The 21,774-nt window shown below is 35.2% G+C and carries 21 protein-coding genes and 2 tRNA genes; 10 read left to right on the top strand and 13 right to left on the bottom strand.

The features are described from left to right. Window positions 1-4 precede the first annotated feature (4 nt). Window positions 5-382 carry a hypothetical protein gene (locus ABEG63_RS05090; protein WP_346583449.1) on the bottom strand — a complete coding sequence of 126 codons (378 nt, stop codon included), beginning with the start codon at window positions 380-382 and terminating at the stop codon, window positions 5-7. 154 nt (window positions 383-536) lie between these two features. Continuing rightward, the gene (locus tag ABEG63_RS05085) at window positions 537-3,074 is read right to left on the bottom strand and encodes an ATP-dependent Clp protease ATP-binding subunit (RefSeq protein WP_312392944.1); all 2,538 of its coding nucleotides are present in this window, start codon (window positions 3,072-3,074) and stop codon (window positions 537-539) included. Between the two features lie 152 nt (window positions 3,075-3,226). On the opposite strand from ABEG63_RS05085, the gene ABEG63_RS05080 reads away from it, so the two are divergent. The 4 genes from ABEG63_RS05080 (at window position 3,227) to ABEG63_RS05065 (ending at window position 6,164) form a co-directional block, all read left to right on the top strand. Next, complete coding sequence (locus tag ABEG63_RS05080) at window positions 3,227-3,451, top strand: uroporphyrinogen decarboxylase (RefSeq protein ID WP_267403573.1); 225 nt, start codon at window positions 3,227-3,229, stop codon at window positions 3,449-3,451. After that, complete coding sequence (locus ABEG63_RS05075; protein WP_346583446.1) at window positions 3,451-4,548, top strand: glycosyltransferase; 1,098 nt, start codon at window positions 3,451-3,453, stop codon at window positions 4,546-4,548. Before ABEG63_RS05080 ends, ABEG63_RS05075 begins: the two co-directional genes overlap by 1 nt. Before the next feature lie 228 nt (window positions 4,549-4,776). Beyond that, window positions 4,777-5,196: a SufE family protein gene (locus tag ABEG63_RS05070; RefSeq protein ID WP_225687539.1), complete on the top strand. Its 420-nt coding sequence runs from the start codon at window positions 4,777-4,779 to the stop codon at window positions 5,194-5,196. Between the two features lie 2 nt (window positions 5,197-5,198). Beyond that, window positions 5,199-6,164, top strand: a complete 966-nt coding sequence (locus ABEG63_RS05065; protein WP_346583444.1) for a glycosyltransferase family 9 protein — start codon at window positions 5,199-5,201, stop codon at window positions 6,162-6,164. Window positions 6,165-6,192: 28 nt separating this feature from the next. Here the strand turns inward: ABEG63_RS05065 and ABEG63_RS05060 are convergent, their stop codons facing one another. The 8 genes from ABEG63_RS05060 to ABEG63_RS05025 all read right to left on the bottom strand — a co-directional run bounded on the left by ABEG63_RS05060 (window position 6,193) and on the right by ABEG63_RS05025 (window position 13,816). Continuing rightward, entirely contained in the window at window positions 6,193-6,693 is a 501-nt protein-coding gene (locus tag ABEG63_RS05060; RefSeq protein WP_346583441.1) for a hypothetical protein, read from the bottom strand. 28 nt (window positions 6,694-6,721) lie between these two features. Continuing rightward, entirely contained in the window at window positions 6,722-7,666 is a 945-nt protein-coding gene (locus ABEG63_RS05055) for a hypothetical protein (protein WP_346583440.1), read from the bottom strand. Then, window positions 7,663-10,692: a hypothetical protein gene (locus ABEG63_RS05050; protein WP_346583437.1), complete on the bottom strand. Its 3,030-nt coding sequence runs from the start codon at window positions 10,690-10,692 to the stop codon at window positions 7,663-7,665. The genes ABEG63_RS05055 and ABEG63_RS05050 overlap by 4 nt, the downstream gene beginning before the upstream one ends. 1 nt (window position 10,693) lies before the next feature. After that, window positions 10,694-11,170: a DUF4280 domain-containing protein gene (locus ABEG63_RS05045; protein WP_312392925.1), complete on the bottom strand. Its 477-nt coding sequence runs from the start codon at window positions 11,168-11,170 to the stop codon at window positions 10,694-10,696. A 55-nt stretch (window positions 11,171-11,225) separates the two neighbouring features. Further along, window positions 11,226-12,206, bottom strand: coding sequence for a hypothetical protein (locus ABEG63_RS05040; protein ID WP_346583435.1), 981 nt, complete (start codon window positions 12,204-12,206; stop codon window positions 11,226-11,228). Window positions 12,207-12,340: 134 nt separating this feature from the next. Continuing rightward, a tRNA-Val gene (locus ABEG63_RS05035) sits at window positions 12,341-12,415 on the bottom strand. Window positions 12,416-12,448: 33 nt separating this feature from the next. After that, window positions 12,449-12,523 (bottom strand) — tRNA-Val (locus tag ABEG63_RS05030). A 48-nt stretch (window positions 12,524-12,571) separates the two neighbouring features. Next, window positions 12,572-13,816 (bottom strand): folylpolyglutamate synthase/dihydrofolate synthase family protein, encoded by a 1,245-nt coding sequence (locus tag ABEG63_RS05025; RefSeq protein ID WP_346583433.1) that lies wholly within the window; start codon window positions 13,814-13,816, stop codon window positions 12,572-12,574. Between the two features lie 97 nt (window positions 13,817-13,913). On the opposite strand from ABEG63_RS05025, the gene ABEG63_RS05020 reads away from it, so the two are divergent. Genes ABEG63_RS05020 through ABEG63_RS05000 form a run of 5 tightly spaced genes read left to right on the top strand, consistent with a single transcriptional unit; the run spans window position 13,914 to window position 18,140 of the window. Next, entirely contained in the window at window positions 13,914-15,254 is a 1,341-nt protein-coding gene (locus ABEG63_RS05020) for a TolC family protein (protein ID WP_312392920.1), read from the top strand. A gap of 1 nt (window position 15,255) precedes the next feature. Beyond that, window positions 15,256-15,846: a SprT-like domain-containing protein gene (locus ABEG63_RS05015; protein ID WP_346583431.1), complete on the top strand. Its 591-nt coding sequence runs from the start codon at window positions 15,256-15,258 to the stop codon at window positions 15,844-15,846. Between the two features lie 2 nt (window positions 15,847-15,848). After that, window positions 15,849-16,931 (top strand): mannose-1-phosphate guanylyltransferase, encoded by a 1,083-nt coding sequence (locus ABEG63_RS05010; protein WP_267403519.1) that lies wholly within the window; start codon window positions 15,849-15,851, stop codon window positions 16,929-16,931. 35 nt (window positions 16,932-16,966) lie between these two features. Further along, the gene (locus ABEG63_RS05005) at window positions 16,967-17,635 is read left to right on the top strand and encodes a hypothetical protein (protein WP_346583430.1); all 669 of its coding nucleotides are present in this window, start codon (window positions 16,967-16,969) and stop codon (window positions 17,633-17,635) included. Then, complete coding sequence (locus ABEG63_RS05000) at window positions 17,598-18,140, top strand: GNAT family N-acetyltransferase (protein WP_346583428.1); 543 nt, start codon at window positions 17,598-17,600, stop codon at window positions 18,138-18,140. Before ABEG63_RS05005 ends, ABEG63_RS05000 begins: the two co-directional genes overlap by 38 nt. Window positions 18,141-18,235: 95 nt before the next feature. Here the strand turns inward: ABEG63_RS05000 and bcp are convergent, their stop codons facing one another. Next, on the bottom strand, window positions 18,236-18,685 hold the full coding sequence (bcp, locus tag ABEG63_RS04995; RefSeq protein ID WP_267403513.1) for a thioredoxin-dependent thiol peroxidase: 450 nt from the start codon (window positions 18,683-18,685) through the stop codon (window positions 18,236-18,238). A 33-nt stretch (window positions 18,686-18,718) separates the two neighbouring features. On the opposite strand from bcp, the gene nth reads away from it, so the two are divergent. Beyond that, a complete protein-coding gene (gene nth / locus ABEG63_RS04990) occupies window positions 18,719-19,339 on the top strand; it encodes an endonuclease III (RefSeq protein WP_346583425.1) in 621 nt (206 codons plus the stop codon). A 92-nt stretch (window positions 19,340-19,431) separates the two neighbouring features. On the opposite strand, the gene ABEG63_RS04985 is transcribed toward nth, so the two are convergent. Next, on the bottom strand, window positions 19,432-19,881 hold the full coding sequence (locus tag ABEG63_RS04985; protein ID WP_346583424.1) for a DinB family protein: 450 nt from the start codon (window positions 19,879-19,881) through the stop codon (window positions 19,432-19,434). Between the two features lie 83 nt (window positions 19,882-19,964). Continuing rightward, window positions 19,965-21,761, bottom strand: a complete 1,797-nt coding sequence (locus ABEG63_RS04980) for a DUF885 domain-containing protein (RefSeq protein WP_346583422.1) — start codon at window positions 21,759-21,761, stop codon at window positions 19,965-19,967. Between the last annotated feature and the right edge of the window lie 13 nt (window positions 21,762-21,774).

Here is a 21,774-nt window from a genome sequence, read left to right as displayed (position 1 = left end):
ATACTTAATTTGCAGATTGATAGTTTTGATTTATTTTTTTGTTGTACTCACCATACACCTGAACAGCCCATTTTAAGATCTTTTCTCTGTCGTTGTTCGTTTGTCTTTCAATTTCAGCGGAAGAAACTCCTGTAGAAGCAATTAATTCTTTTGCGGCAGGAATCAGCATATCTTTTTTCTCATCGCTTAATTCTGCTGAGGTTTTTGGCATTGAAGGAGCAGGATCTTTTATCATTGCCACCTTTTTAATAGCTGCGTTGAATTTTGAAACCGCTTCCGGCTTTGTAAGCTGTGGAGTAGCCGTGGTGGCTAAAGTAGACTCATTTGCACAAGAGATAATGCTTAGTACCGAAATACTAAAAAGTAAAACTGTTTTTTTCATTTTCATGATATTGTTAATTTAATGTTCAATAAAGTTAATTATTTTTCTTAATTAATCATTATTTCGTGAAAAAATAAATTAAATATCTGCTAAAAATGAAAAAGCACCGAGAAAAAATCCCGATGCTTTCTTATTATGATTTAAATTATTTATTTTATGATTGAGAAGACTTTTCAGCCGCTGATTTCTTCGGCTTTGAAGTTTTTCCTGCCAAAGCATCTTTCGCTTCATTCAGATCAAGAACTACAGTTTCTCCTTCATTTAATTGCTTGTTTACCAACATTTCTGCCAATAAATCTTCAATATATTTCTGAATCGCTCTTTTCAATGGTCTCGCTCCGAAATCTTTATCCCAGCCTTTTTCAGAAATAAAATCTTTCGCCTCGTCAGTCAATTCTACTTTATATCCTAATTTTTCAAGTCTGCTGTAAAGCTTATTTAATTCAAGATCAATAATTTTCTTGATATCTTCTTTTTCAAGAGAGTTGAAGATCACAATATCATCAATTCTGTTTAAGAATTCTGGTGAAAATGCTTTTTTAAGGGCATTCTCGATGGTGCTTCTTGCTCTAGAGTCTGTGTTGGTCTTTTTCGCGTTCGTTCCGAATCCTACACCGTCTCCGAAATCTTTAAGATCTCTTGTACCGATGTTTGAAGTAAGGATAATGATTGTATTTCTAAAATCAATTTTTCTTCCTAAACTATCTGTAACGTGCCCTTCATCCAAGATCTGCAATAAGATATTGAATACATCTGGGTGAGCTTTTTCAATTTCATCCAAAAGAACAACTGAATATGGTTTTCTTCTTACGGCCTCCGTTAATTGTCCGCCTTCCTCATATCCAACGTATCCCGGAGGCGCTCCAACCAATCTAGAAACTGCGAATTTCTCCATATATTCACTCATATCGATTCTGATCAAAGATTCATCAGATTCGAAAAGTTCTCTTGCCATTACTTTAGCCAGCTCCGTTTTACCAACTCCGGTTGTTCCCAAGAAGATAAACGTACCAATCGGGCGGTTCGGATCTTTAAGACCCGCTCTGTTCCTTTGAATTGCCTTAACAACTTTTTTCACAGCATCTTCCTGACCGATTACTTTTCCGTTCAGGTTATTATCCATTCCGGCAAGTTTATCAAGCTCATTTTTACCAACTTTCGTTACAGGAACACCACTCATCATAGAAACTACTTCCGCTACATTTTCTTCAGAAACGGTTTCTTTTTTCTCCTTCACATCTTTGTCCCATTTATCCTGAGCAGAATTCAATTCCATTTGAAGTCTTTCCTCTTCATCTTTCAGTTTTCTTGCTTCAAGATAATCCTGAGCTTTTACTGCTTTCTGCTTCAACTCCTTGATATCCTCGATTTTCTTTTCAAAATCAATGATTTCGGTAGGAACTTTCATGTTTTTAATATAAACACGAGATCCGGCTTCATCCATCGCGTCGATCGCTTTGTCTGGTAAGAAACGGTCTGTAATATATCTTGATGTCAAATTGACACACGCTGCAATCGCCTCTGGAGTGTAAATTACATTGTGGTGCTCTTCATACTTATCTTTGATTTGATTTAAAATCTGAATCGTTTCGTCGATAGAAGTCGGTTCCACCATTACTTTCTGGAATCTTCTTTCCAAAGCACCATCTTTCTCGATGTATTGGCGGTATTCGTCCAAAGTTGTAGCTCCGATGCATTGAATTTCACCTCTTGCCAAAGCAGGTTTAAACATATTCGAAGCATCTAAACTTCCTGTTGAACTACCTGCACCAACAATCGTGTGAAGCTCATCAATGAACAAGATGACATCTCTGTTTTTCTCCAACTCGGTCATAATTGCCTTCATTCTTTCCTCAAACTGACCACGGTACTTTGTTCCGGCAACTAAACTTGCTAAATCCAAAGTGATCACACGTTTTCCGTAAAGAACTCTCGACACTTTTTTCTGTTGAATTCTTAATGCCAAACCTTCCGCGATCGCAGATTTACCAACTCCCGGCTCCCCAATAAGAAGAGGGTTGTTTTTCTTTCTACGTGATAAGATTTGTGAAACTCTTTCAATTTCTTTTTCACGACCAATTACAGGGTCTAATTTCCCATCTCTTGCCAAAGAAGTTAAGTCTCTACCAAAGTTATCCAAAGTTGGCGTTTTACTTTTAGCAGAACCTAAATTTCCTGTAGGCTTTCTCATTTGCTCAAATTCCTCTCTTTCATCATCATCGTCATACGCGCTCATTTGTGGCGACTCTCCTGAGTTTTTAAGCATTGTTTGATATTCTCTTGAAACTCCTTCATAATCGATGTCGTAAGCTCCTAAGATATTTGAAGTAGGGTCCTCATATTTATAAAGAATGCCTAAAAGCAAATGAACGGTATTAATTTCATTACTTTTATATTGTCTGCATTCTAACTCTGCACGTTTAATAGCATGATCTGCCATTTTTGTGAAAGAAATATTGGTAACCTCCTCAGAAATAGGACTAAGACTTGCTGTATTTAAAGTTTCAATTTTTCTTCTGATTTGTGTTAAATCCGCATTAAGGTTTTGAAGGATTTCTTTTGCAGAGTTTTCTGTTTTTATAATACCTAAAAGTAGATGTTCTGTATTAAGAAATTCACTTTTGAGCCTTTTCGCTTCGCTCTTGCTTTGTTTGAACACTTGGCTCAAACCTTGTGAAAACTTATAATCCATAATATATCTCATTAGAATAAAAGCAACATTGCCATTTATTCATTATCTAAATTACAAATATTTTACCAAAAATCAATAAATGACTTTATGGCAGAAAAAATTTTATTATCTTATTGAAAATGATTAAGTTTGTTGTCTTTTAAAAATTTCTCATGAATCCCGAAATTGCTACCTATGTCGGATATTCCGCTTCACTTTTCATTGTACTGAGTTTCATATTGAAAGATATCAGAAAAATCAGGATTGTGAATATGGTGGGTTGTATCTGTTTTGTCATATATGGTATTTTCAGCGGAATGCTTTGGCCGATCATTATTCCGAACGGATTAATTTGCTTTATTCAGATTTACCACCTTTTGTTGGCTAAAAAGAAATAATGCAAAGAAAAAAAATTATAACCTCTGCTTTCAGCAATTTATACACAGACCAGCGTATAGAGAAGGTTTGCAGAACGTTACATGAAAACGGCTACGAGATTGATCTCATCGGAAATGACTGGAATGGCGCCGAAGAAATGTCGCGACCCTATTCTTTTTCCAGAATTAAATTAATTTCCAAAAGTTTAAAAACTGCTTATTTCGAATTCAACTGGAAATTATACCACGAATTAAAGAAAAAAGCAAATAAAAACACGATTCTTCATGCCAATGATATTGATGCTTTACTTCCCAATTATTTGATTGCTAAAAAGCTGAATATTCCGTTAGTTTTCGACAGTCATGAAATTTTTTCGGAAATGCCTGCGATTCAGGGCAAAATGTCACAAAAATTGTGGCGTTACCTGGAAAAAAAGCTCATTCCTGACATGAAATTCATGATTACGGCCAGTGGAAGCTATGCAAAATGGTTCAAAAAAAAGTATCATGTAGATCCAATTGTGGTTCAGAATGCGCCTCGCAGATTTGAATTCAAAGATGAAATTCGCGATAACAATCCGAAAATTCTTTTATATCAGGGAGCAATCAACCCTTTTCGGGGGATTGATAAGGCGATTTTGGCGATGCATCATTTAGATAATGTAATATTTAAAATTGCTGGATTTGGGCCTAAAAAAGAAGAATATCAGGAATTAGTTATTCAGGAAAACCTTCAGGATAAAGTTCAGTTCATAGGAAAATTTAAACCTGAAAATTTACGCGAAATCACCTCTTCAGCCGATTGCGGTATGAGCATTGAAGAGAATGGGGGAGAAAGCTATTTTTATTCTTTGCCAAATAAAGTTTTAGATTGTATTCAGTCCAGAGTGCCGTTGATTTTGTCAAATCTTACTGAATTGCAGAATATTAAAAACCAGTTTGATGTTGGCGAAATGATAAAAGATCATCAACCTGAAAATATAGCAGAAGCAATAAAGAAAGTTTTAAATAAAGGACGAAGAAACTATCTGCCTGAACTTGAAAAAGCGGCTAATCAACTTTGTTGGGAAAATGAAGAAGTGAAGCTGCTTGAGGTTTTTGAACGAGCTTCTGTTTAATTTAATTTTTTTAAATTATTTGATCAAGTTTGTCATGCTGAAAGCATCTAGGCTTGAATCTTTCCGTTCTTTTTTCTAATACTATGCTTAGATCCCTACGGGAAGACACTTGCTGCGGATATATTTAACAGGGTAAAAAGTAGAAGAAAGATAATCCATATTTCGTAGTAAATCTAAATTAAATTATCTTTTTTAAATTGGTTATCTTTGCACAAAGAAAGTATAGAAATGACCATTAAAGAAAAACAGCAGGAAATTATCGACGAATTTGCGTTTCTTGACGATTGGGAGCAGAAATATGAATATATTATCGACCTTGGAAAAGAGCTGAAAGGCCTTTCGGAAGATAAGAAAACAGACGAAAACCTGATCAAGGGATGCCAAAGTAAAGTTTGGATTGATGCTGAATTTAAAGATGGAAAATTATTTTTTGATGCAGATTCTGACGGTATATTGCCAAAGGGAATTGTTTCTCTTCTGGTAAGTATTTACAGCGGGCATTCTACTCAGGAAATTTTAGATTCTGATTTCGAATTTATTGCCGAAATCGGATTGCAGGAGTTTCTTTCTCCTTCCAGAGCCAACGGTTTGATGGCGATGACCAAGCAAATTAAATTTTATGCAGTTGCTTATCAGCTGAAGTCTTAGTCGTGACCAGAATTTTAGCATATCGATTTTCCGCTTTTGGCGATGTTGCCATGACGGCGCCTGTATTTCGTGAATTTTTAGAACAAAATCCGGACGTGGAAATTATTATGGTTTCCCGAAGTAATTTTGAGGATTTATTCGCTGATATTCCGAATGTTATATTCAAAGGAATCAACCTTGATGATTATAAAGGTTTCTTTGGATTAAGAAGATTGTCTAATGAATTAATTAAAGAATTTAATCCCGATCTTATCGCTAATCTGCATGATGTGATTCGAACCAAAATTTTAGATAAAATTTACAGAAGAAAAGGATTAAAGGTTTTTAAAATCAATAAAGGAAAGGAAGAAAAAGAAAAACTTACTGATGTTTGGAATCTGGATAAAGTTCAGTTAAAAAAAACAGTTGAACGTTATGCCGATGTTTTTCGCGAAATGGGCTATAAAGTTGAGCTTTCTCATCAATTAAGACCAAAATCTGTTGAAAAATCAGGAATTGGCTTTGCTCCTTTTGCCCAACATAAAGGAAAAATGTTGCCTTTGGATAAATCTTTCGAGCTGGTAAAAATTCTGGCTCAAAAACAATCTATTTATTTCTTTGGTGGTGGTAAAGCTGAAAAAGAAACGCTTGAACAATGGGAAAATATGATCCCAAATACGAAAAGTTTAGCAGGTAAATTAAGCCTTAAAGAAGAGCTTCAGACCATTTCTGAACTGGAAGTGATGATTTCTATGGATTCTGCGAATATGCACTTAGCGAGTCTTGTGGGAACCCGATGTGTTTCTGTTTGGGGTGCAACACATCCTTTTGCCGGGTTTTTAGGATTTGGACAAAGTGATAATGACGTCGTTCAGGTTAAAGATCTTACATGCAGACCATGTTCTGTTTTTGGAGATAAAGAATGCTATCGTGATGATTGGGCCTGTCTTGAAGAGCTTAATATTCAAAAGATTATCGATAAAATTTAAATAAAAAACCTTTCAATTGTGAAAGGTTTTACTTTATTGCTTTTGCCGGAAGATTTTTCTGTTTTTCTTCAGCAATATAAACTTCTTTTGTTTTGAGGTCTGTGAGTTTAATATATTCGCCGGATCTGTTGATTTTTAATGTTATTTTCTTTTTATCGAGCGGATTAGTTAAGGTAATTACTCCGTTTTTAATTTCAGAATCCAGTTCTATTTCTTTTGTATCATATTGTACATGAGACTTTTTAATATCCTGATCAATCAACTTTATCTGCTTATTCGGAGAGCAAAGTTCGAGAAAAGCTTTTTCATTGCTTTCGAAAATCAAAATCTTTAAATAAACTTGCTTGGGCTTAATAATATTGATGCTTTTGGTATCAATATAATAGCTGTACGTTGCATTATTTGCAAAATAAATGTCTGTTGTTTTTACAGGTTTTACGACTTCCGGTATGGTTGTTTTTTTTACTTTTTGAGCTTGAATGGTTGAGAAACTCAAACATAAAATTAAATAGGCAAATAGTTGTTTCACTTTTATTTAATGATAATTAATTAAAGTTTTATTTTAATTCAGAAAACGAACTGCTGTATCTGAAAACTTCAAAAGATGTGGAACCTTTTGGCTTATGCAAAATTATGTAATTTGAATTTAATAGGCCTTGTTGCTTGTCTTCAGCCGTTAAAACACCCATTCCTTTATTATGATCAATGTTTTCTAAAACCACCGCTCGTCCGTGCCCTAAAACTTTCATTGTAAAGCTGCTAAAGTCGGGGAGAAGGTCTTTGTGTGAGGCGAAATAATTTTTAAGATTTTCATTGTATTTCTGTTGCTCACTTTCGGGAAGTCCGTCGGCAATGAATAAATCATTTTTAGCCTTCGAAATTTCTTTCATGAATTGATCTGTATTTCCCGTATGAAGCATATTTCTCAATTGGTCATATTTATTAGAAACCTGCTTTAGAAGCTCATCTTTATCTATTTTAGCTAAATCTTCAGAATTGTTGAGGTTGGTAATTCCGTGGGTTGCATCAGCGTCAAAATTCCATTTAAATTCATACGTGGGAACGCCTTTTTCAAGCTTAGGAAATTCCAGTTTTTTTACCTCCTGAATATTTCCGTAATCTTTATTCTGTAAAAGGTAAATTCCTGTATTTCTGCTGATTTCATTTAAAAGATCTGCAGTTATTTCTTTTTGATATTGCTTATTGGCAGTTAGTTTTATAGTGACTTCCTGTTTTCCGTTTGAAAAAAGATATTGATTGATTTTATACGGCCCCGGAACTCCGTTATTATCATGAGATTGACCCACTAATAAATCGTTGATATATATTTCGTAATCTACATTTCTTATTTCGTGGTTTAAAAAATATGATTTCATTACTCCTGTTTTTGGTGTCGTTTGTTCAGTTTTCTTATTATTTTCAGCGGTGTTTTTCTGCTCGTTGCTACAATACACAAAAAATAGGGTGCAGGAGCCGACCGTTAATAAAAAATTCTTTATCATTTTACTTCGCCTTTATTTTTAAAAATATTTATGGTGCTTTTTGCATCCGGTATAATTTTCACAGATTTTGCATCGGTTTTATCGGAATATCCGGCTTCAGCCCAAACTTTTAAGGTAACTCCTGCAAAATAAAAATCGGCATCCCAATCATCTTTTTTACCGAAATTTTTACTCAAAGTAAGGGTAACGCTTGTGCTTGCTTCGGCTCCTATTCCCAATCCGAGAGATTTCTTTTTATTTTCTTCGGCTTCAAACGACTTGTTTTTTTCATTTTTCACATAAATTTTCAGTGAAAAACTTGCGTGAAGAATACCTTTCAATTCTCCCTGTAATCCCAATGAGCCCTGTAGCGATTGATCTTCAAAATTATATCTGATGTTAGCGGGTTTAGATTCACCATCGCCAGAGCCTTCTCCAATCAGTTTAATAGAGGCTGAGAGCTCGAAATACAGTTCGTAATTCACTTCCACACGTCCTCCGCTGAAAAGGTTAGCAAGCCATGAAACCAAGTCTAGCGCATCAATAATCGCGCCCCAAGGTTTAAATTTACTTCCCAATGCTAAAATATCCAATTTTACTTTAGCACCAATGATTGGGTCTGCAATTAATCTTCCTTCAAGCTCGTAGGTTTGCCTTCCGCTTTCCGAACCGGCAAGTCCGATAGCTAAACCAAGCCCGATGTTTGGTGGATTAAGCTCAAAACTCATCGGTAAAGCTTTAAGCCTTGCCATTAATCCTTTTTGAGTTCCCGGAGCGTTTTGCAGCCTGTTGTTTTCATTTCGGGCATCGGTAACGCCCAAATCGCCATCAATTTTATTGACCATCCAAAACAGTGGCTGAAGCATTTTCCGAAATTTTTCGTTGAAATCTTTTCCGAGTTTTATAACGTCGTCTTCGCCGCTTACTTCACATTCCACATAAATTCCAAAGGTAGTTTTTCGTCCCACATAATGCTGAAGGCGATTATCTACCGTTTTGTTCATTATTTCTTTTCGGGTAGTATTGTTTTGGGTATTTATTTTTCCTTCGCTGAACCCACTGTAGTATTCCTCAAGTGGAGTAGTTGCGCTGTAATAAAGCGGAGTTTCAATATTATAATTAAAATTAAAAACCCACTTCATATCCGGAAAAACGCGAATTCCCGCAATCTGATTAGGATATCTGCATGTGGTAACGGGAACAAAGTAAGTTTGATGAAGCTGCTCGTTGCCGAAAAATTTAATTAAATATCTTATAACCCAAAGATTCTTATAATTATCATTAAAAAGCCCTTTCGATAAATAATCCTGTTCCCCGTAAAGATAATTGGCAATCTTATCATCGTACGATTTATTGTATTGATATTTAAGTTTTAAGGTAATGGAATCATCGCTTTCATTAATCGTAAAATCGGTTCCTTCCTGCAAACCCTGAATTCCTGAAACGGAAACTCCTTTAAAGGCTTCCTGAACTTCTTTAGGCTGCGGAGTTCCTTTCATTTCCTGATCGGTAGGAGCTTTATTTCCTGCCAGTTTCGGAGCTTTGTCTGAATTTGACGGATGAAAAACCATGGGAGAAGATGGAGCGGGAGCTTTCGCAAAACTTAAAATCCTTTCCATGAATAATTTGGGATCTTGTGAGGGTTTGTATTGCCCTACGATCCAATCCATCTTAAAAACGTCTCTTATGCCATTGTGAGGTTTATCATCGTTGAGAATCATTTGGCACATATAACCATTTTTCGCGGTTCTCACGTTTTCCGGTGTGGCATCTTTATCTTTGAGATATTTTGCCGTAATTTTTATTTCCTTGGCATCTTTATCGCCCGCAATAACGGTGATCCAGTTTTGAGATTTATCTTTTACCGAACCGTTTTGATTGGCATATTCATTAAAAATTTCGTACTCATTTTTACCATCATTAATCGTGATTTTAGAATAGGCGCAGGGATTTTTCTCTCTGATACTGTAATCAATGTCACCGATATATTGTATCATATTGGCTTTTTTCTGTTCCATTCTGGTCATTACGGTTTCCATCGACTCGTATTTTACCCAAAAAACCGGGGAAACGTCTACATCATCAAAATCTCTTTTTGATTGGGCTACTTTTCTGATCTTGTTTTGATTAAGATCTATTGTATATTCTTTTTTTGTTTTGGTATTGGTAATTTTAATATTGACGGAATAAGCTTTGGTTTTCTGATCTTTGGTATGAATATCATCCTTCCATTTTGGGTCTATAAAAATAGGAAATTCATAACTGATATTGGCGGTTCCCGAACTTATATTAACTCCGGCAGCATCTTTCACAGCAGGAGAATAGTCAATTAATTTGCCTTTTATAATCGGATCTTCTTTTAAAACCTTATGATTTTCATCCGTAATATGAATTTCTACTTCAAGATCTTTAAAAGAAGGTTCTTCTTCAATTTTTCCGTATTGTTTTTTATATTGATCGCTGATTTTCAGAGGAAGCATATGCGTAGCCACATGAAATTTAATCACTTCACCATAAGAATAATAACCATCTTTCAGGCTAAATTCTTTGATTTCAGGATCTACTTTCTGTTTGTCGAAATACGCAAGATAAATGTGTGGTTTATCAATCGTCAGAAAATGAAAAAATAAACCTTTTCCAGGGATGTGACTGAAAACTTCCATTCGATGATAATTTCCCAACCATACATCATCAGAGCTCGGATTTAATTCTAATATTGAGCCTTGCTTGTACTGTTTATCAATTCCTAAAAATTCTACACTGTCTTTTCCGCCACCGAGGTCTGCCCACAAAGGAAGCATTTCTTTTTGAGGTGTTTTCTTTGCTTCTGCCCATAAATAGGATAAGATAAAAGCCCATTTTGCCTCGGCAACCGTGGTTTTTGGGTTGGTCGTTTTTTCGCCTAAAACTGTGGCGTCATTTTCTAAAATAAAACGGTGCTTTCTTCCACTTAAAATATAAATAACGGAATCCGGAACGATGGTAAACGCTTTTGTCCCGTCAATTTCATGATAACAGGCTCTTATCCCTTTTCTGATTTCTTCCATATTATCTTGCATTTAAATGATCGTATGGATAAGTGAGAGGATAATTTTTGATATCGATAATCGGGTTTACATGAGACTGAAGCTCATCATCAGCATTTTGAATAACACTTTGTGATGGTTCTCCAATCTGTCCGGTTTTCATAATACTAATACAATCTTTTCCACCGACAGGGCAGGTCGCTTTGCTGTCTTGTAGTAAAATATAACCGTCTGGTGGAGAATATTTTTCTTTTTCATAAAAACCGCTCCATTCCGTTACTGTAACGGTGCATGGCGTGTTATTTTTTTTCTTGCAGGAGCCGAAAGTATTTTTCTCGAAAGTGGTTCCGATATCTTTGTGTGTGGCTGCCAGTTTTTGACTTCCATTAAGGTCGTTGATGAAATATTTCTGCTGTGTGAGTACCTTTAATTTGTCCGGAGTAGTCCCAAACTGACATTGGCACAAGGCTCCCTGTACTACTTTCTCTTTCAAAGACATATTAATATAATTTGTGTGGTGTTGTAAAATTAGTGTTTTTTATTCAAATTGAAATTTACCAGTCGTTTTCATATTCATTTTTGTAAAATCCCCATTTGTTAGGTTCGGAAACAACAAGTCCGCCAGTGATAAAAGGGCTGTTTTTGTCTAATTCTTTATCTTTAAATTGTTCAGTGTTTTCTTGAAATTGGGTGTAATTTATTCTTTTTACGAAAATTTTATTCCCGTTCCAGTCTTTAGCGTAAACTTCAAAATAAGCCTGAATATGCATTGGGAAATGATGATAAAGATCCACATCAAATATCACTTTCAAACTCATAAAATAATGTTGAGCTAAACCATTTTTAGGAATGAAATATTCAGCAGCAGTTTGTTCGTCGCTTTGAAAATCAATCTGAAAAGAATGATAATTGGTAGGAATTTTATGAATGGTTTGAGTTCCGTTAAACTTTAAAGGTGGTTTGTAAGGAATTACAGACAGATAAAGTGGTATTTCAGCTTTGCGAGTTTCTCCATAATCAATGAATTTGGGATGAAAAAATAAATTCCAAAACCAATCGTGTTGAAGATTTTTTTCCAGATTGGCTTTGTTGTCTAGTTTTTTATCAACAGTAAGAAAGAAGTCGGTTAAAGATGCTCCGGAATATTTTTCCAGAATTTTAGATCTTTCTTTGATCCATCTTTCTTTTATTTCATCATGATTAATAATTTCGTTGCTGGAAATTCCTTTTTCGTTGATGTGAGTTTTAATAGGGTAGAACGATCGAGAAATGGCATCAGATAAAATTTCGCTCATGCTATCTGACGGATGCTGATCGTATAAAATATTTTCTTTATTGAGAATTAAAAAACCTTTATGACCTTCGATCTGTAAATCAACAACGATGTCATAATCGACTCTTTTAGAAGGAATTTGCTCATCATTTGTGAAATATTTCACAGAAACGCCATATTTCCTCTGCTGAATTTCTTCAGGTTTTATTCGCAAAGTATTCAGGCGTCTTAGTATTTCCTTTTTCGACATTAGAATGTCCATAGTACAATCATTTTAATCTTTCGACATAATTTGGTACGTCAAATTTAATAAAATGTAGAGAAATGATTATTGATTTTAATTGAAATAAAAAAAATAATATAAAAAAAATCTCCCTTAAAAAAGAGAGATTTCTGTGGGTCCTGAGGGATTCGAACCCCCGACCCTCTGGGTGTAAACCAGATGCTCTGAACCAACTGAGCTAAGAACCCGAATTTTTTTGAAAGGTTTCGTTTCCTTTTCTGTGGGTCCTGAGGGATTCGAACCCCCGACCCTCTGGGTGTAAACCAGATGCTCTGAACCAACTGAGCTAAGAACCCTCTAGACTTGTTGTTGTTTCCTCGTTTAGAGTGGTGCAAATATACAACTTATTTTATTACCTCCAAATTTTTTTCTAAAAATTCTCCCACAACAAAGTTACTTCCGCCAATAAAAATCATTTCTTCATTTGTAGAAGATTGTTTTGCAGAAAGATACGCTTCCTGTACAGAATCGAAAATTTTATAAGAAATTTTTGCATCAATTAGCAAATTCTCATAATCTTTTGGGTGTCTTCCTCTGTTAATGGCTGGTTTCGCAAAATAAAACTCAGAATTTCCGGGTAATAATTTCATGACATCATCAATTTTTTTGTCATTCACGAAGCCCAAAATGATATGTTTGTGCTTATCAATTGCCTTTAGCTGGTCAAAAACATATTCCAAACCTGCTTGATTGTGCCCAGTATCACAAATGGTAAGCGGATTTTGTGAAAATTCAAACCAACGACCGATAAATCCCGTGTTTTTATGAACATTTGACAAACCGTTTTCAATATTTTCTTCAGAGATGTTTAGATTTAATTTTTTTAATTCTTCAATTAAAGCTAAGACAACTCGAATATTTTTTAACTGATAATTTCCTTTTAAGTCAGATTTTAAATCTGTTTTTAATAAAGTAGCATCAATAAGAGGAGCATTTTCTTTCTCTGCTTTTTGTTGGATGATATTTTTCACCACTTCATTATCATCTCCTGAAATAATAGAAATATAAGGTTTTATGATACCTGCTTTTTCGCCTGCAATTTCTTCAATCGTATCTCCCAAAATGTTCTGATGATCCAGCTGAACGTTGGTAATCGCTGAAACCAGAGGGGTGATGATATTGGTCGCGTCTAATCTGCCGCCTAATCCCACTTCAATGATGGCAAAGTCTACCTTTTGCTGAGCAAAATATTCGAATGCCATAATCGTAGTAAATTCAAAAAATGACGGGCGAATATCTTCAGGTAAATTTTTAAGCTTTTGAATGAAATTAAAGACAAATTCTTTCTCACACATTTTCCCGTTAACTTTAATACGCTCAGTAAAATCAATTAGGTGGGGCGAGTTGTATAGACCGACTTTATAGCCCGCTTCCTGAAGAACGGATGCTAACATATTGCTCGAAGAGCCCTTTCCATTCGTCCCTCCGATATGGATACATTTGATTTTTTCCTGCGGATTACCAAAAAAATCACACAGCTTGGTGATATTTTCTAACCCCGGTTTATATGCCTTTTGTCCGTCGATCTGATAGTTGGGAGCCTGCACGAATAGCCACTCTACGGCTTCGTTATACTGTTCGTTTGTCATGATGCAAATTTGTCAAAAGTTTTTGAAAATAAAATATTAATTTTTTGAAACTGTAACTTTTTTATATTTGGTTCGTCTAATTCGGAAAAAGCTTAATATGAAAAAAGTTTGGATTATTGTTTTTGGATTAACTTGTCTGGGGCTAAGTGCTCAGAAAAAGTGGTCTCTAAGAGAATGCGTAGACTATGCGGCAGAGCATAATCTACAGGTCATTCAGAATGAATATTCAAAACAAATCCAGGATAATAACCTAAAAATCGCAAAGAAAAACTATCTTCCCTCTGTTTCTGCAAGTGTAGGAAATACCGTGAGTTTCGGGCAGACCTCATTCGGAACAGGAAGTTTGAGAAACGACAGATTCAGCAACAGTTCCAATATCGGAGCCGATATCCTGATTTATAATAACAGAAGGCTTGAAAAAAACATCAGAAAAGTTGAATTTGATGTTGAGGCAAGCCAGTGGGATATTCAGACCATAAAAAATGATATCTCTCTTCAGATTGCTCAGCAGTATTTAACAACATTATTGAATAAAGAAATTGTAAAAATCTCTGAAGCGGCGGTAGAAAATGCCAAAAAACAATACGACAGAGCAAAAATTACGACTCAGGTAGGTACAACTGCTCAAACGGTTTTGGCGGAAGCAGAGGCGGCTTTGGCAAGAGAAAAGCAAAATTTAAAATCTGCAGAGATCAATGTGGGAAGAAGCTTATTCGAATTGGCTCAGTTGTTACAATTAAAAGAATATAAAGAGTTTGATGTGGAAGATGTTAGTGTTCCGGATCAATTAACTCCTGAATTGAAATCTGTTGATGAGGTTCTGACCACGGCTTATGAAACACAGCCACAGATAAAAGCAGCAGAAAGTAGAATCAGATCTGCAGAAGCTCAAATTGAAGTTGATAAAACCGCTTTTTATCCATCACTTACAGCAAGTGCGGGGGTCGGAAGTTTTTATAATAACCTTTTGAATACGAATAATATAGGTTCGGCATTATTGTATATTCCTGAAAAAGGATTTTTCTCGCAGTATAAAGATAACTTTGGTCAGCAGGCTGCTGTTTCGTTAAGTATTCCGATTTTTAATAAAGGAATTACAAAACTTCAGGTGGAGCAATCGAGAATTAATGAAAGTGCTGCGAAAATTACTTTAGAGCAACAAAAACAAACGGTGAGACAGAATGTTCAGAAGGCACAATTTGATGTTGATGCAAATTATGAAATTTATGTTTCATCGGTAGAAGCGGAAAAAAGTACAAAACTGGCATTAGAATTTGCGGATAAAAGCTATGCCGCGGGTCGTTCTACAATTTATGATGTAAATGTTGCGAGAAATAACTACGCGAATGCTCAAGGTTCTGTGGCTCAGGCTAAATTTAATTATCTTTTCAGTCTTAAATTGTTGAATTTCTATGCTGGAATTCCATTAAGTTTGTAAAATGTCTATTCAGTCTTTAGAAAAATATTTACCACAAAATACACTGCAATATTTAAAAATCTGGTTTGCAGACTATTATATTCATATAAAAGTTACACGAAATAGGAATTCAAAACTGGGAGATTACCGAAAGCTCCCAGATAATTCCCATGAAATTACTGTAAATTCTACCTTAGCGCCTCAGCTTTTTTTCTTTGTTTTAACCCACGAATTGGCTCATCTTATCGCATTCGAAAATTATGGAAGAAGAATTTCTCCTCACGGTAATGAATGGAAAGATACTTTCAGGCAAATGTTACTGCAAAGTATTGATGTTTATGAGGAAAAATTAAGACCAATCATCATAAAGTTTTCTAAATCTCCAAAAGCCAACTTTATGTCGAGCCCAGACTTGGTTAAGTATTTTCATATTGAAAAACAGGACGATAACTTAGTTTTTATTGAGACATTAAAGAAAGGAGATTATTTTATCTATCACAACGAAAAGTATTTATTAGAAGGTCTGATTAAAAAAAACTATCTTTGTCAGAACCTGGCTACCGGAAGGAAGTATTCTTTCAAGCCTTTGGCTAGGGTAGAAAAATGCACTTAAGAATGTCAAAATCAGATAAATACTGTGTGATAATGGCGGGAGGAATCGGGAGTAGATTCTGGCCAATGAGTACTCAGAAATTTCCAAAACAATTTCAGGATATTTTAGGCGTTGGGCGTACGATGATTCAGCAGACTTATGACAGAATCAGCAAGCTAATTCCTAAAGAAAATATATTCGTGATTACGAATAAGGAATACGTAGAGCTTTCTCATCAGCAGTTACCGGAAATTCCGCAGGAAAATATCGTAGGAGAGCCTTTGATGAAAAATACGGCTGCCTGCAATTTGTATATGGCAAATAAAATTGCCGAAATTGATCCTAATGCAACAATGGTTGTATTGCCTGCAGATCACTTGATTTTAAAAGAGGAAACTTTTTTAGAAAAAATTGAGATTGCCTTTAAAATAGCGTCAGAACATGAATATCTGGTGACGTTGGGCATTACTCCTACGCGTCCTGATACAGGATACGGATATATTCAGTTTGTTGATAAACACGATTCTGATTATTATAAAGTAAAAACTTTTACCGAAAAACCAATTCTTGAAATTGCCAAAAGCTTTCTAGAAAGTGGTGATTTTCTGTGGAATGCAGGGATTTTTATCTGGAATGTTAAAAGTATTCATCACGCTTTTGAAACGTATCTTCCTGAAATGACACAGCATTTTACGGCTTGTGAATACAATGCGGGAAATGAGCAAAGCTGCATCGAACTTATTTATCCTAAAGTTCAGAAAATTTCTATCGATAACGGAATTTTAGAAAAGGCTAAAAATGTATACGTAATTCCTGCTGATTTGGGCTGGAGCGATTTGGGAACATGGACCTCGGTGTATGAAAATGGTGAAAAAGATGAGAATGAAAACGCAGCCAATTTAAAGCATCTTTTAACCTATAATTCAAAAGGAAATATTATCCGTTTAAAAAACAATAATAAAGCGGTAATCATCGATGGGTTAAATGATTATATCATTGTCGATACGGATAAAGCACTTTTGATTTGCCCAAGAGATCACGATCAAATAATTAAAGATTATGTTCTTGATCTGAAAAACTTTAAAAAAGGAGATAAATTCATGTAAAATAATTGGCATAATTTCTGCCAAGTCTTTTCACTATGAGAAAAATAATATCCAAATTTACACTGTTTATATTCTTGATCGTAAGTGTTTTATCTTTTGCTCAAGAAAAGAAAAAGTTTGCTAATATTTCAAGCGTTCTTAACGGAATTATTCCCAACGAGCGCATAGATTTTTGGGTATTGGTTCATAATGAATACGGGAAAAATAATGAAGTGAAAATTTCCGGAAAAAAGAAAGATTATACTCCGCAATCTTCGGGATTTAACTTATTTCCTAGTGAAGACAGCTTTTATTACATCGTATATTCTTCGGGTGGGAATATCAATTATGTGACTGATTTTGATGGGTTAAGAAAGTTCGTCGGGAAAACAGATAATGCCGAAGAAGCAGCTATTATCGCAACAATCGACGGCTATCTTATCGATGATGAGTTTAAAGATATCGCTGCCAGCTATTCGGAAGATAAAATGAATTATTATCTGGAAATCGGCAAATTGACTTCCAAAGAATGTCCTTACCAGAAAAAACATTTTACTTTAACCGTTAATAAAGCCTCTGGAACCATAAAAGATATAAAAGATAATGGTACTTATATTGAGCTTTACAATAAAAAATGCCCGAATAACCCTAGACTTTTAAAAATCGAAAAAAAGGAAGAACCAAAAAATGAGCCTAAAAAATCAACCCGATCTACCCGCCGGTAATTTCTACGAAACCGAACGATTAATCCTTCGTCCGATGTCTTTGGAAGATGGAGAGTTTATTTTCGATTTGTATAACAGACCGAAATTCATCCAGCATATTGGTGATCGAAATATAAAAACGGTTGCTGATGCAGAAAATTACATTAAAAATAGGTTTATGCCTCAGTTTGAAAAGCTGGGATTTGGAAATTATTTGATCTTAACGAAAGAAGGAAATCACAAAATTGGTGGAGTAGGCATCTTCGAAAGAGAAGGCTTGGAGATTGTAGATATAGGGTTTTCTTTATTGGATGAGTTTGAAGGAAAAGGTTATGCCTATGAAGCTGCTTTAAAGGTTAAATCTATCGGAATGGATGATTTTGGATTAAAGAAAATTTCCGCGATTACTTCAAAAAATAACTATTCTTCTCAAAAATTAATCGAAAAATTAGGATTGAAGTTTCAAAAAATGGTTATGATTCCGGAAGATTCTGAAGAATTAATGTATTACGAAACATTAGACTAAAATAAACCACAAATCACACGAATATTTTCACAAATACCACAATAATGATTCGTGTTTTTCGTGAAAATATTTGTGAAACTAGTGTGTAAGAAAAACTATCCTTCCAAAATTTGTTCGGCGGCAGTTTTCGAGGTCACTTTCTCAATAACTCTTGTACAAACTCCTTTTTCATCAAAAATAAAAGTGGTTCTTACGATACCCATATACGTTTTTCCGAACGTTTTTTTCTCTTGCCATACTCCGAATTTCTCAATAATATCACGATTTTCATCCGCAATTAAGTCATAAGGAAAAGCATGCTTACTGTGGAAATTTTTCTGCTTTTTTACAGAATCACCGCTTATTCCCAACAACTGAAAACCTTCTTTTTCTAATTTTGAATAATTATCACTTAAATTACAGGCTTCCACCGTACAAGTCGGTGTACTTGCCTGAGGATAAAAGAAAACAACCAGTTTCTTACCTAATAATTTTGATGATTCTATGGTGTTTCCATCCTGATTGATTCCTTCAAATTCAGGTAATTTATCTCCAACTTTCAACATAATAATTTAATTTTGTTCAAATTTAGTGGTTACATGACAAAAAAGCAAAGAGCAGAATTGGTTCAGCTTGAATTAGAAAAACTATATCCGGAAGTTCCTATTCCGTTAGATCATACCGATGCTTATACGCTGATGGTAGCCGTTGCGTTGTCTGCTCAAACAACGGATAAAAAGGTAAATCAGGTGACGCCCGATCTTTTTGCCGTTGCCGGAACACCTCAAAGAATGGCAAAACTGGAAGAATTTCAGATCAAAGAACTGATCAAAGAAATCGGGCTTTCAAATACAAAAGCGAAGAATCTGAAAAAAATGGCAGAGCAACTTTTGGAAAAACATAACGGAATTGTACCTCAAACCTATGAAGAGCTTGAGGAATTGGCAGGAGTGGGGCACAAAACGGCCTCTGTGGTGATGAGCCAGGGCTTCGGATTTCCTGCTTTTCCTGTTGATACACATATTCATAGATTGATGACACAATGGAAGCTTACCTCCGGAAAAAACGTGGTAGAAACAGAAAAAGATGCCAAAAAAATATGGAAAGAAGAGGTTTGGAATAAACTTCATCTTCAGATTATCTTTTACGGAAGAGAATATTCTCCGGCAAGAGGGAACGGTGAGAAAGATTTTATTACAAAAATGCTGTTTGAGAAATAAAAATGTGCACGCATAAAATTCCCCTCCAATGGAGGGGTGGCGAAAATTCGACAGAATTTTTGACGGGGTGGTTAGTTATCACAATTTAAAGATTATCCCAAATCCAACAGTCTTCTATGATAATTGATTTGCCCTAAATGATAGCCCAAATGCCCAAAAAGGTGGATCAAAAAGTATCCCGTTGTCATTTTGTAACCTAAAGCTTCCAGCGGATATTCTTTTTCAAGATCTTCAGAAGATAATTTTTCCAAGGAAGAATTTACGGCTTCAATTGTTTTTTCTACTTGCGAGATCAATTCTTCACGCGGAACGTCTTTTAATGAGAATTCAAGTTCACGGTTTCGGATATAGCCCGTATCACCAAGATATGCACCAATAAAATGATTAATATTTCCTACCAGATGAAGACATAAATTTCCTCCGGAATTCAAGATATTTTTATCTATTTTCCAGATAGCGTCTTCGTTTGTATAGGCTTGAATTTCTTCTTTTAATTTATTTAAATCTCTCGTGAAAAGAGATTGTAGGCTTTCTGTGATCATTTTTCTTGTTTAATTAAAATTTAATTATAAATCTAAAGTAAAAAGTTACAAAAATTAATTTGTGACCTTCATTTTATTTAAAATTACTTCTGCTTTTTCGCCCAAAGTTCCATTTTTCTGTTCAAAACATCCAAAGGAAGACATCCCTGGCTCAACACTTCATCATGAAAACTCGCCAAATTGAATTTTGTACCCAACTGTTTTTGGTATTTCTCTCTCAGCTCACGAATTCTCAACGAACCGATTTTGTAGCCTAAAGCCTGTCCCGGCATCGCCATATACCTTTCCACTTCGGCAGTTGCGCCCGCTTCATCGTAAGAAATATTGCTTAAAAAATATTTAATGGCCTCTTCTCTAGACATTTTTCCTGAATGAATTCCGGTGTCTACAACCAATCTTACGGCTCTCAACATCTGATCGCTCAAATACCCCATTTTCTGATAAGGGTCTGTGTATAAGCCAAATTCCGGACCTAAAGTTTCACAATAATGCGCCCAACCTTCGCCATACGCTCCAAACCAACCGAATCTCATAAACTTAGGAAGTTTTGTATTTTCCTGCTGCAAAGAAACCTGATAATGATGCCCCGGAATTGCCTCGTGAAGGAAAAGAGACTCCATTCCTGAAGTGACATTAAATTTCGAAGGATCAGGAAGCGGAACATAGAAAATCCCGGGTCTTTTGCCATCCGGAGTTCCCTGAATATATTCGGCACTCGCGCTTGCTTCTCTGAATTTTTCCGTTTGTCTGATCTCAAATTTTGTTTTCGGAGTTACACTAAACATGGTTTTCAGTTTTGGAGTAATCTTCGTTAAAACGCCATTAAATGCGGCTAAAACTTCTTTTGAAGTCTTATAAGGCATTGCTTTTTCATCCGTTTTTACGAAGTTGATGAATTCTTCCAACGTTCCTGTAAAGCCAACCTGTTGTTTTACTTTTTCCATTTCAGCACGTAGCATTGCCACTTGTTGAAGTCCGATTTTATTGATCTCATCCGTGGAAATATTAGTGGTCGTCCAGCTTTTTGCATAAAACTGATAGATTTCCTTTCCGTTGGGAAGGCTGTTGTATCCATCGGTATCACGACCTTTTGGTAAGTATTCTTTTTCTAAGAAATCACCCATTTTAGTGTAAGCGGGAATGATTTTTTTAGTGATGGCGTCTTTGTAAAGCGCTGAGAATTTATCTTTTTGAGCTTGAGTAAAATTCTTCGGAAACTTTTTAATTGGCCCGTAGAAAATATTTTTATCAGGATCGGTAGAAATAATTTCTTCCGCTCTCATCTGAGGAATCATTTTGATAACCAATTTTTTAGGTAAAACCATTTTATTGGTAATTCCTTCTTTAAAATTATCCTGAGCCGCATTCATCCAGTCCGGAAACTTTTCCATTCTCTGAAGCCAGTCACTGTAATCTTTTTCTGTTTTAAAAGGCTGACTACCTTCACCGCTTCCGTACAAAGGAAAATTTAGAGGAAGACCTCCAAACTGCGTGAAAGGAATATATTCAGGATGATAAGCGTAAGCTTCAATTTTATCTTTCAACGTAAAATCCAGAACATCATAGACAACTTTATCTTCATCCGAAAGACTTTTGTAATCCACATTATCCAGCTGTTTCTGAACCGAATTGTAAAAGGCTACTTCTCCGGAAATAAAATCTTTATCGATATTGATGGGCAATTGGTCATTATACCTCAAATCACCTTGAGAAGTGGCTTCCAGGGGATATAATTTAAGATATTGCTCATAATAATTGGAAGCAATAGAATCTAGATTGGAGGGCGTAACTTTCGTTAAAGGTGAATCCGATTTTTTGCAGGAAGCAAGACCAATAATAAGTCCTACACCTAAAATACTTTTCGATATAATGTTTTTCATTTTTCAGAATCTT

The organism is Chryseobacterium sp. C39-AII1, from assembly GCF_039672645.1.
GTDB lineage: Bacteria > Bacteroidota > Bacteroidia > Flavobacteriales > Weeksellaceae > Chryseobacterium.
Note: the sequence above shows the minus strand (reverse complement) of the source record. Positions and strands in the feature narration are given on the sequence as shown.

What these genes read in the sequence shown, in the direction of transcription:
- ABEG63_RS05090 (WP_346583449.1), bottom strand. Translation starts at nt 382, where the DNA reads ATGAAAAAAACAGTTTTACTTTTTAGTATTTCGGTACTAAGCATTATC.
- ABEG63_RS05085 (WP_312392944.1), bottom strand. Translation starts at nt 3,074, where the DNA reads ATGGATTATAAGTTTTCACAAGGTTTGAGCCAAGTGTTCAAACAAAGC.
- ABEG63_RS05080 (WP_267403573.1), top strand. Translation starts at nt 3,227, where the DNA reads ATGAATCCCGAAATTGCTACCTATGTCGGATATTCCGCTTCACTTTTC.
- ABEG63_RS05075 (WP_346583446.1), top strand. Translation starts at nt 3,451, where the DNA reads ATGCAAAGAAAAAAAATTATAACCTCTGCTTTCAGCAATTTATACACA.
- ABEG63_RS05070 (WP_225687539.1), top strand. Translation starts at nt 4,777, where the DNA reads ATGACCATTAAAGAAAAACAGCAGGAAATTATCGACGAATTTGCGTTT.
- ABEG63_RS05055 (WP_346583440.1), bottom strand. Translation starts at nt 7,666, where the DNA reads ATGATAAAGAATTTTTTATTAACGGTCGGCTCCTGCACCCTATTTTTT.
- ABEG63_RS05050 (WP_346583437.1), bottom strand. Translation starts at nt 10,692, where the DNA reads ATGGAAGAAATCAGAAAAGGGATAAGAGCCTGTTATCATGAAATTGAC.
- ABEG63_RS05045 (WP_312392925.1), bottom strand. Translation starts at nt 11,170, where the DNA reads ATGTCTTTGAAAGAGAAAGTAGTACAGGGAGCCTTGTGCCAATGTCAG.
- ABEG63_RS05040 (WP_346583435.1), bottom strand. Translation starts at nt 12,206, where the DNA reads ATGGACATTCTAATGTCGAAAAAGGAAATACTAAGACGCCTGAATACT.
- ABEG63_RS05025 (WP_346583433.1), bottom strand. Translation starts at nt 13,816, where the DNA reads ATGACAAACGAACAGTATAACGAAGCCGTAGAGTGGCTATTCGTGCAG.
- ABEG63_RS05020 (WP_312392920.1), top strand. Translation starts at nt 13,914, where the DNA reads ATGAAAAAAGTTTGGATTATTGTTTTTGGATTAACTTGTCTGGGGCTA.
- ABEG63_RS05015 (WP_346583431.1), top strand. Translation starts at nt 15,256, where the DNA reads ATGTCTATTCAGTCTTTAGAAAAATATTTACCACAAAATACACTGCAA.
- ABEG63_RS05010 (WP_267403519.1), top strand. Translation starts at nt 15,849, where the DNA reads ATGTCAAAATCAGATAAATACTGTGTGATAATGGCGGGAGGAATCGGG.
- ABEG63_RS05005 (WP_346583430.1), top strand. Translation starts at nt 16,967, where the DNA reads ATGAGAAAAATAATATCCAAATTTACACTGTTTATATTCTTGATCGTA.
- ABEG63_RS05000 (WP_346583428.1), top strand. Translation starts at nt 17,598, where the DNA reads ATGAGCCTAAAAAATCAACCCGATCTACCCGCCGGTAATTTCTACGAA.
- bcp (WP_267403513.1), bottom strand. Translation starts at nt 18,685, where the DNA reads ATGTTGAAAGTTGGAGATAAATTACCTGAATTTGAAGGAATCAATCAG.
- nth (WP_346583425.1), top strand. Translation starts at nt 18,719, where the DNA reads ATGACAAAAAAGCAAAGAGCAGAATTGGTTCAGCTTGAATTAGAAAAA.
- ABEG63_RS04985 (WP_346583424.1), bottom strand. Translation starts at nt 19,881, where the DNA reads ATGATCACAGAAAGCCTACAATCTCTTTTCACGAGAGATTTAAATAAA.
- ABEG63_RS04980 (WP_346583422.1), bottom strand. Translation starts at nt 21,761, where the DNA reads ATGAAAAACATTATATCGAAAAGTATTTTAGGTGTAGGACTTATTATT.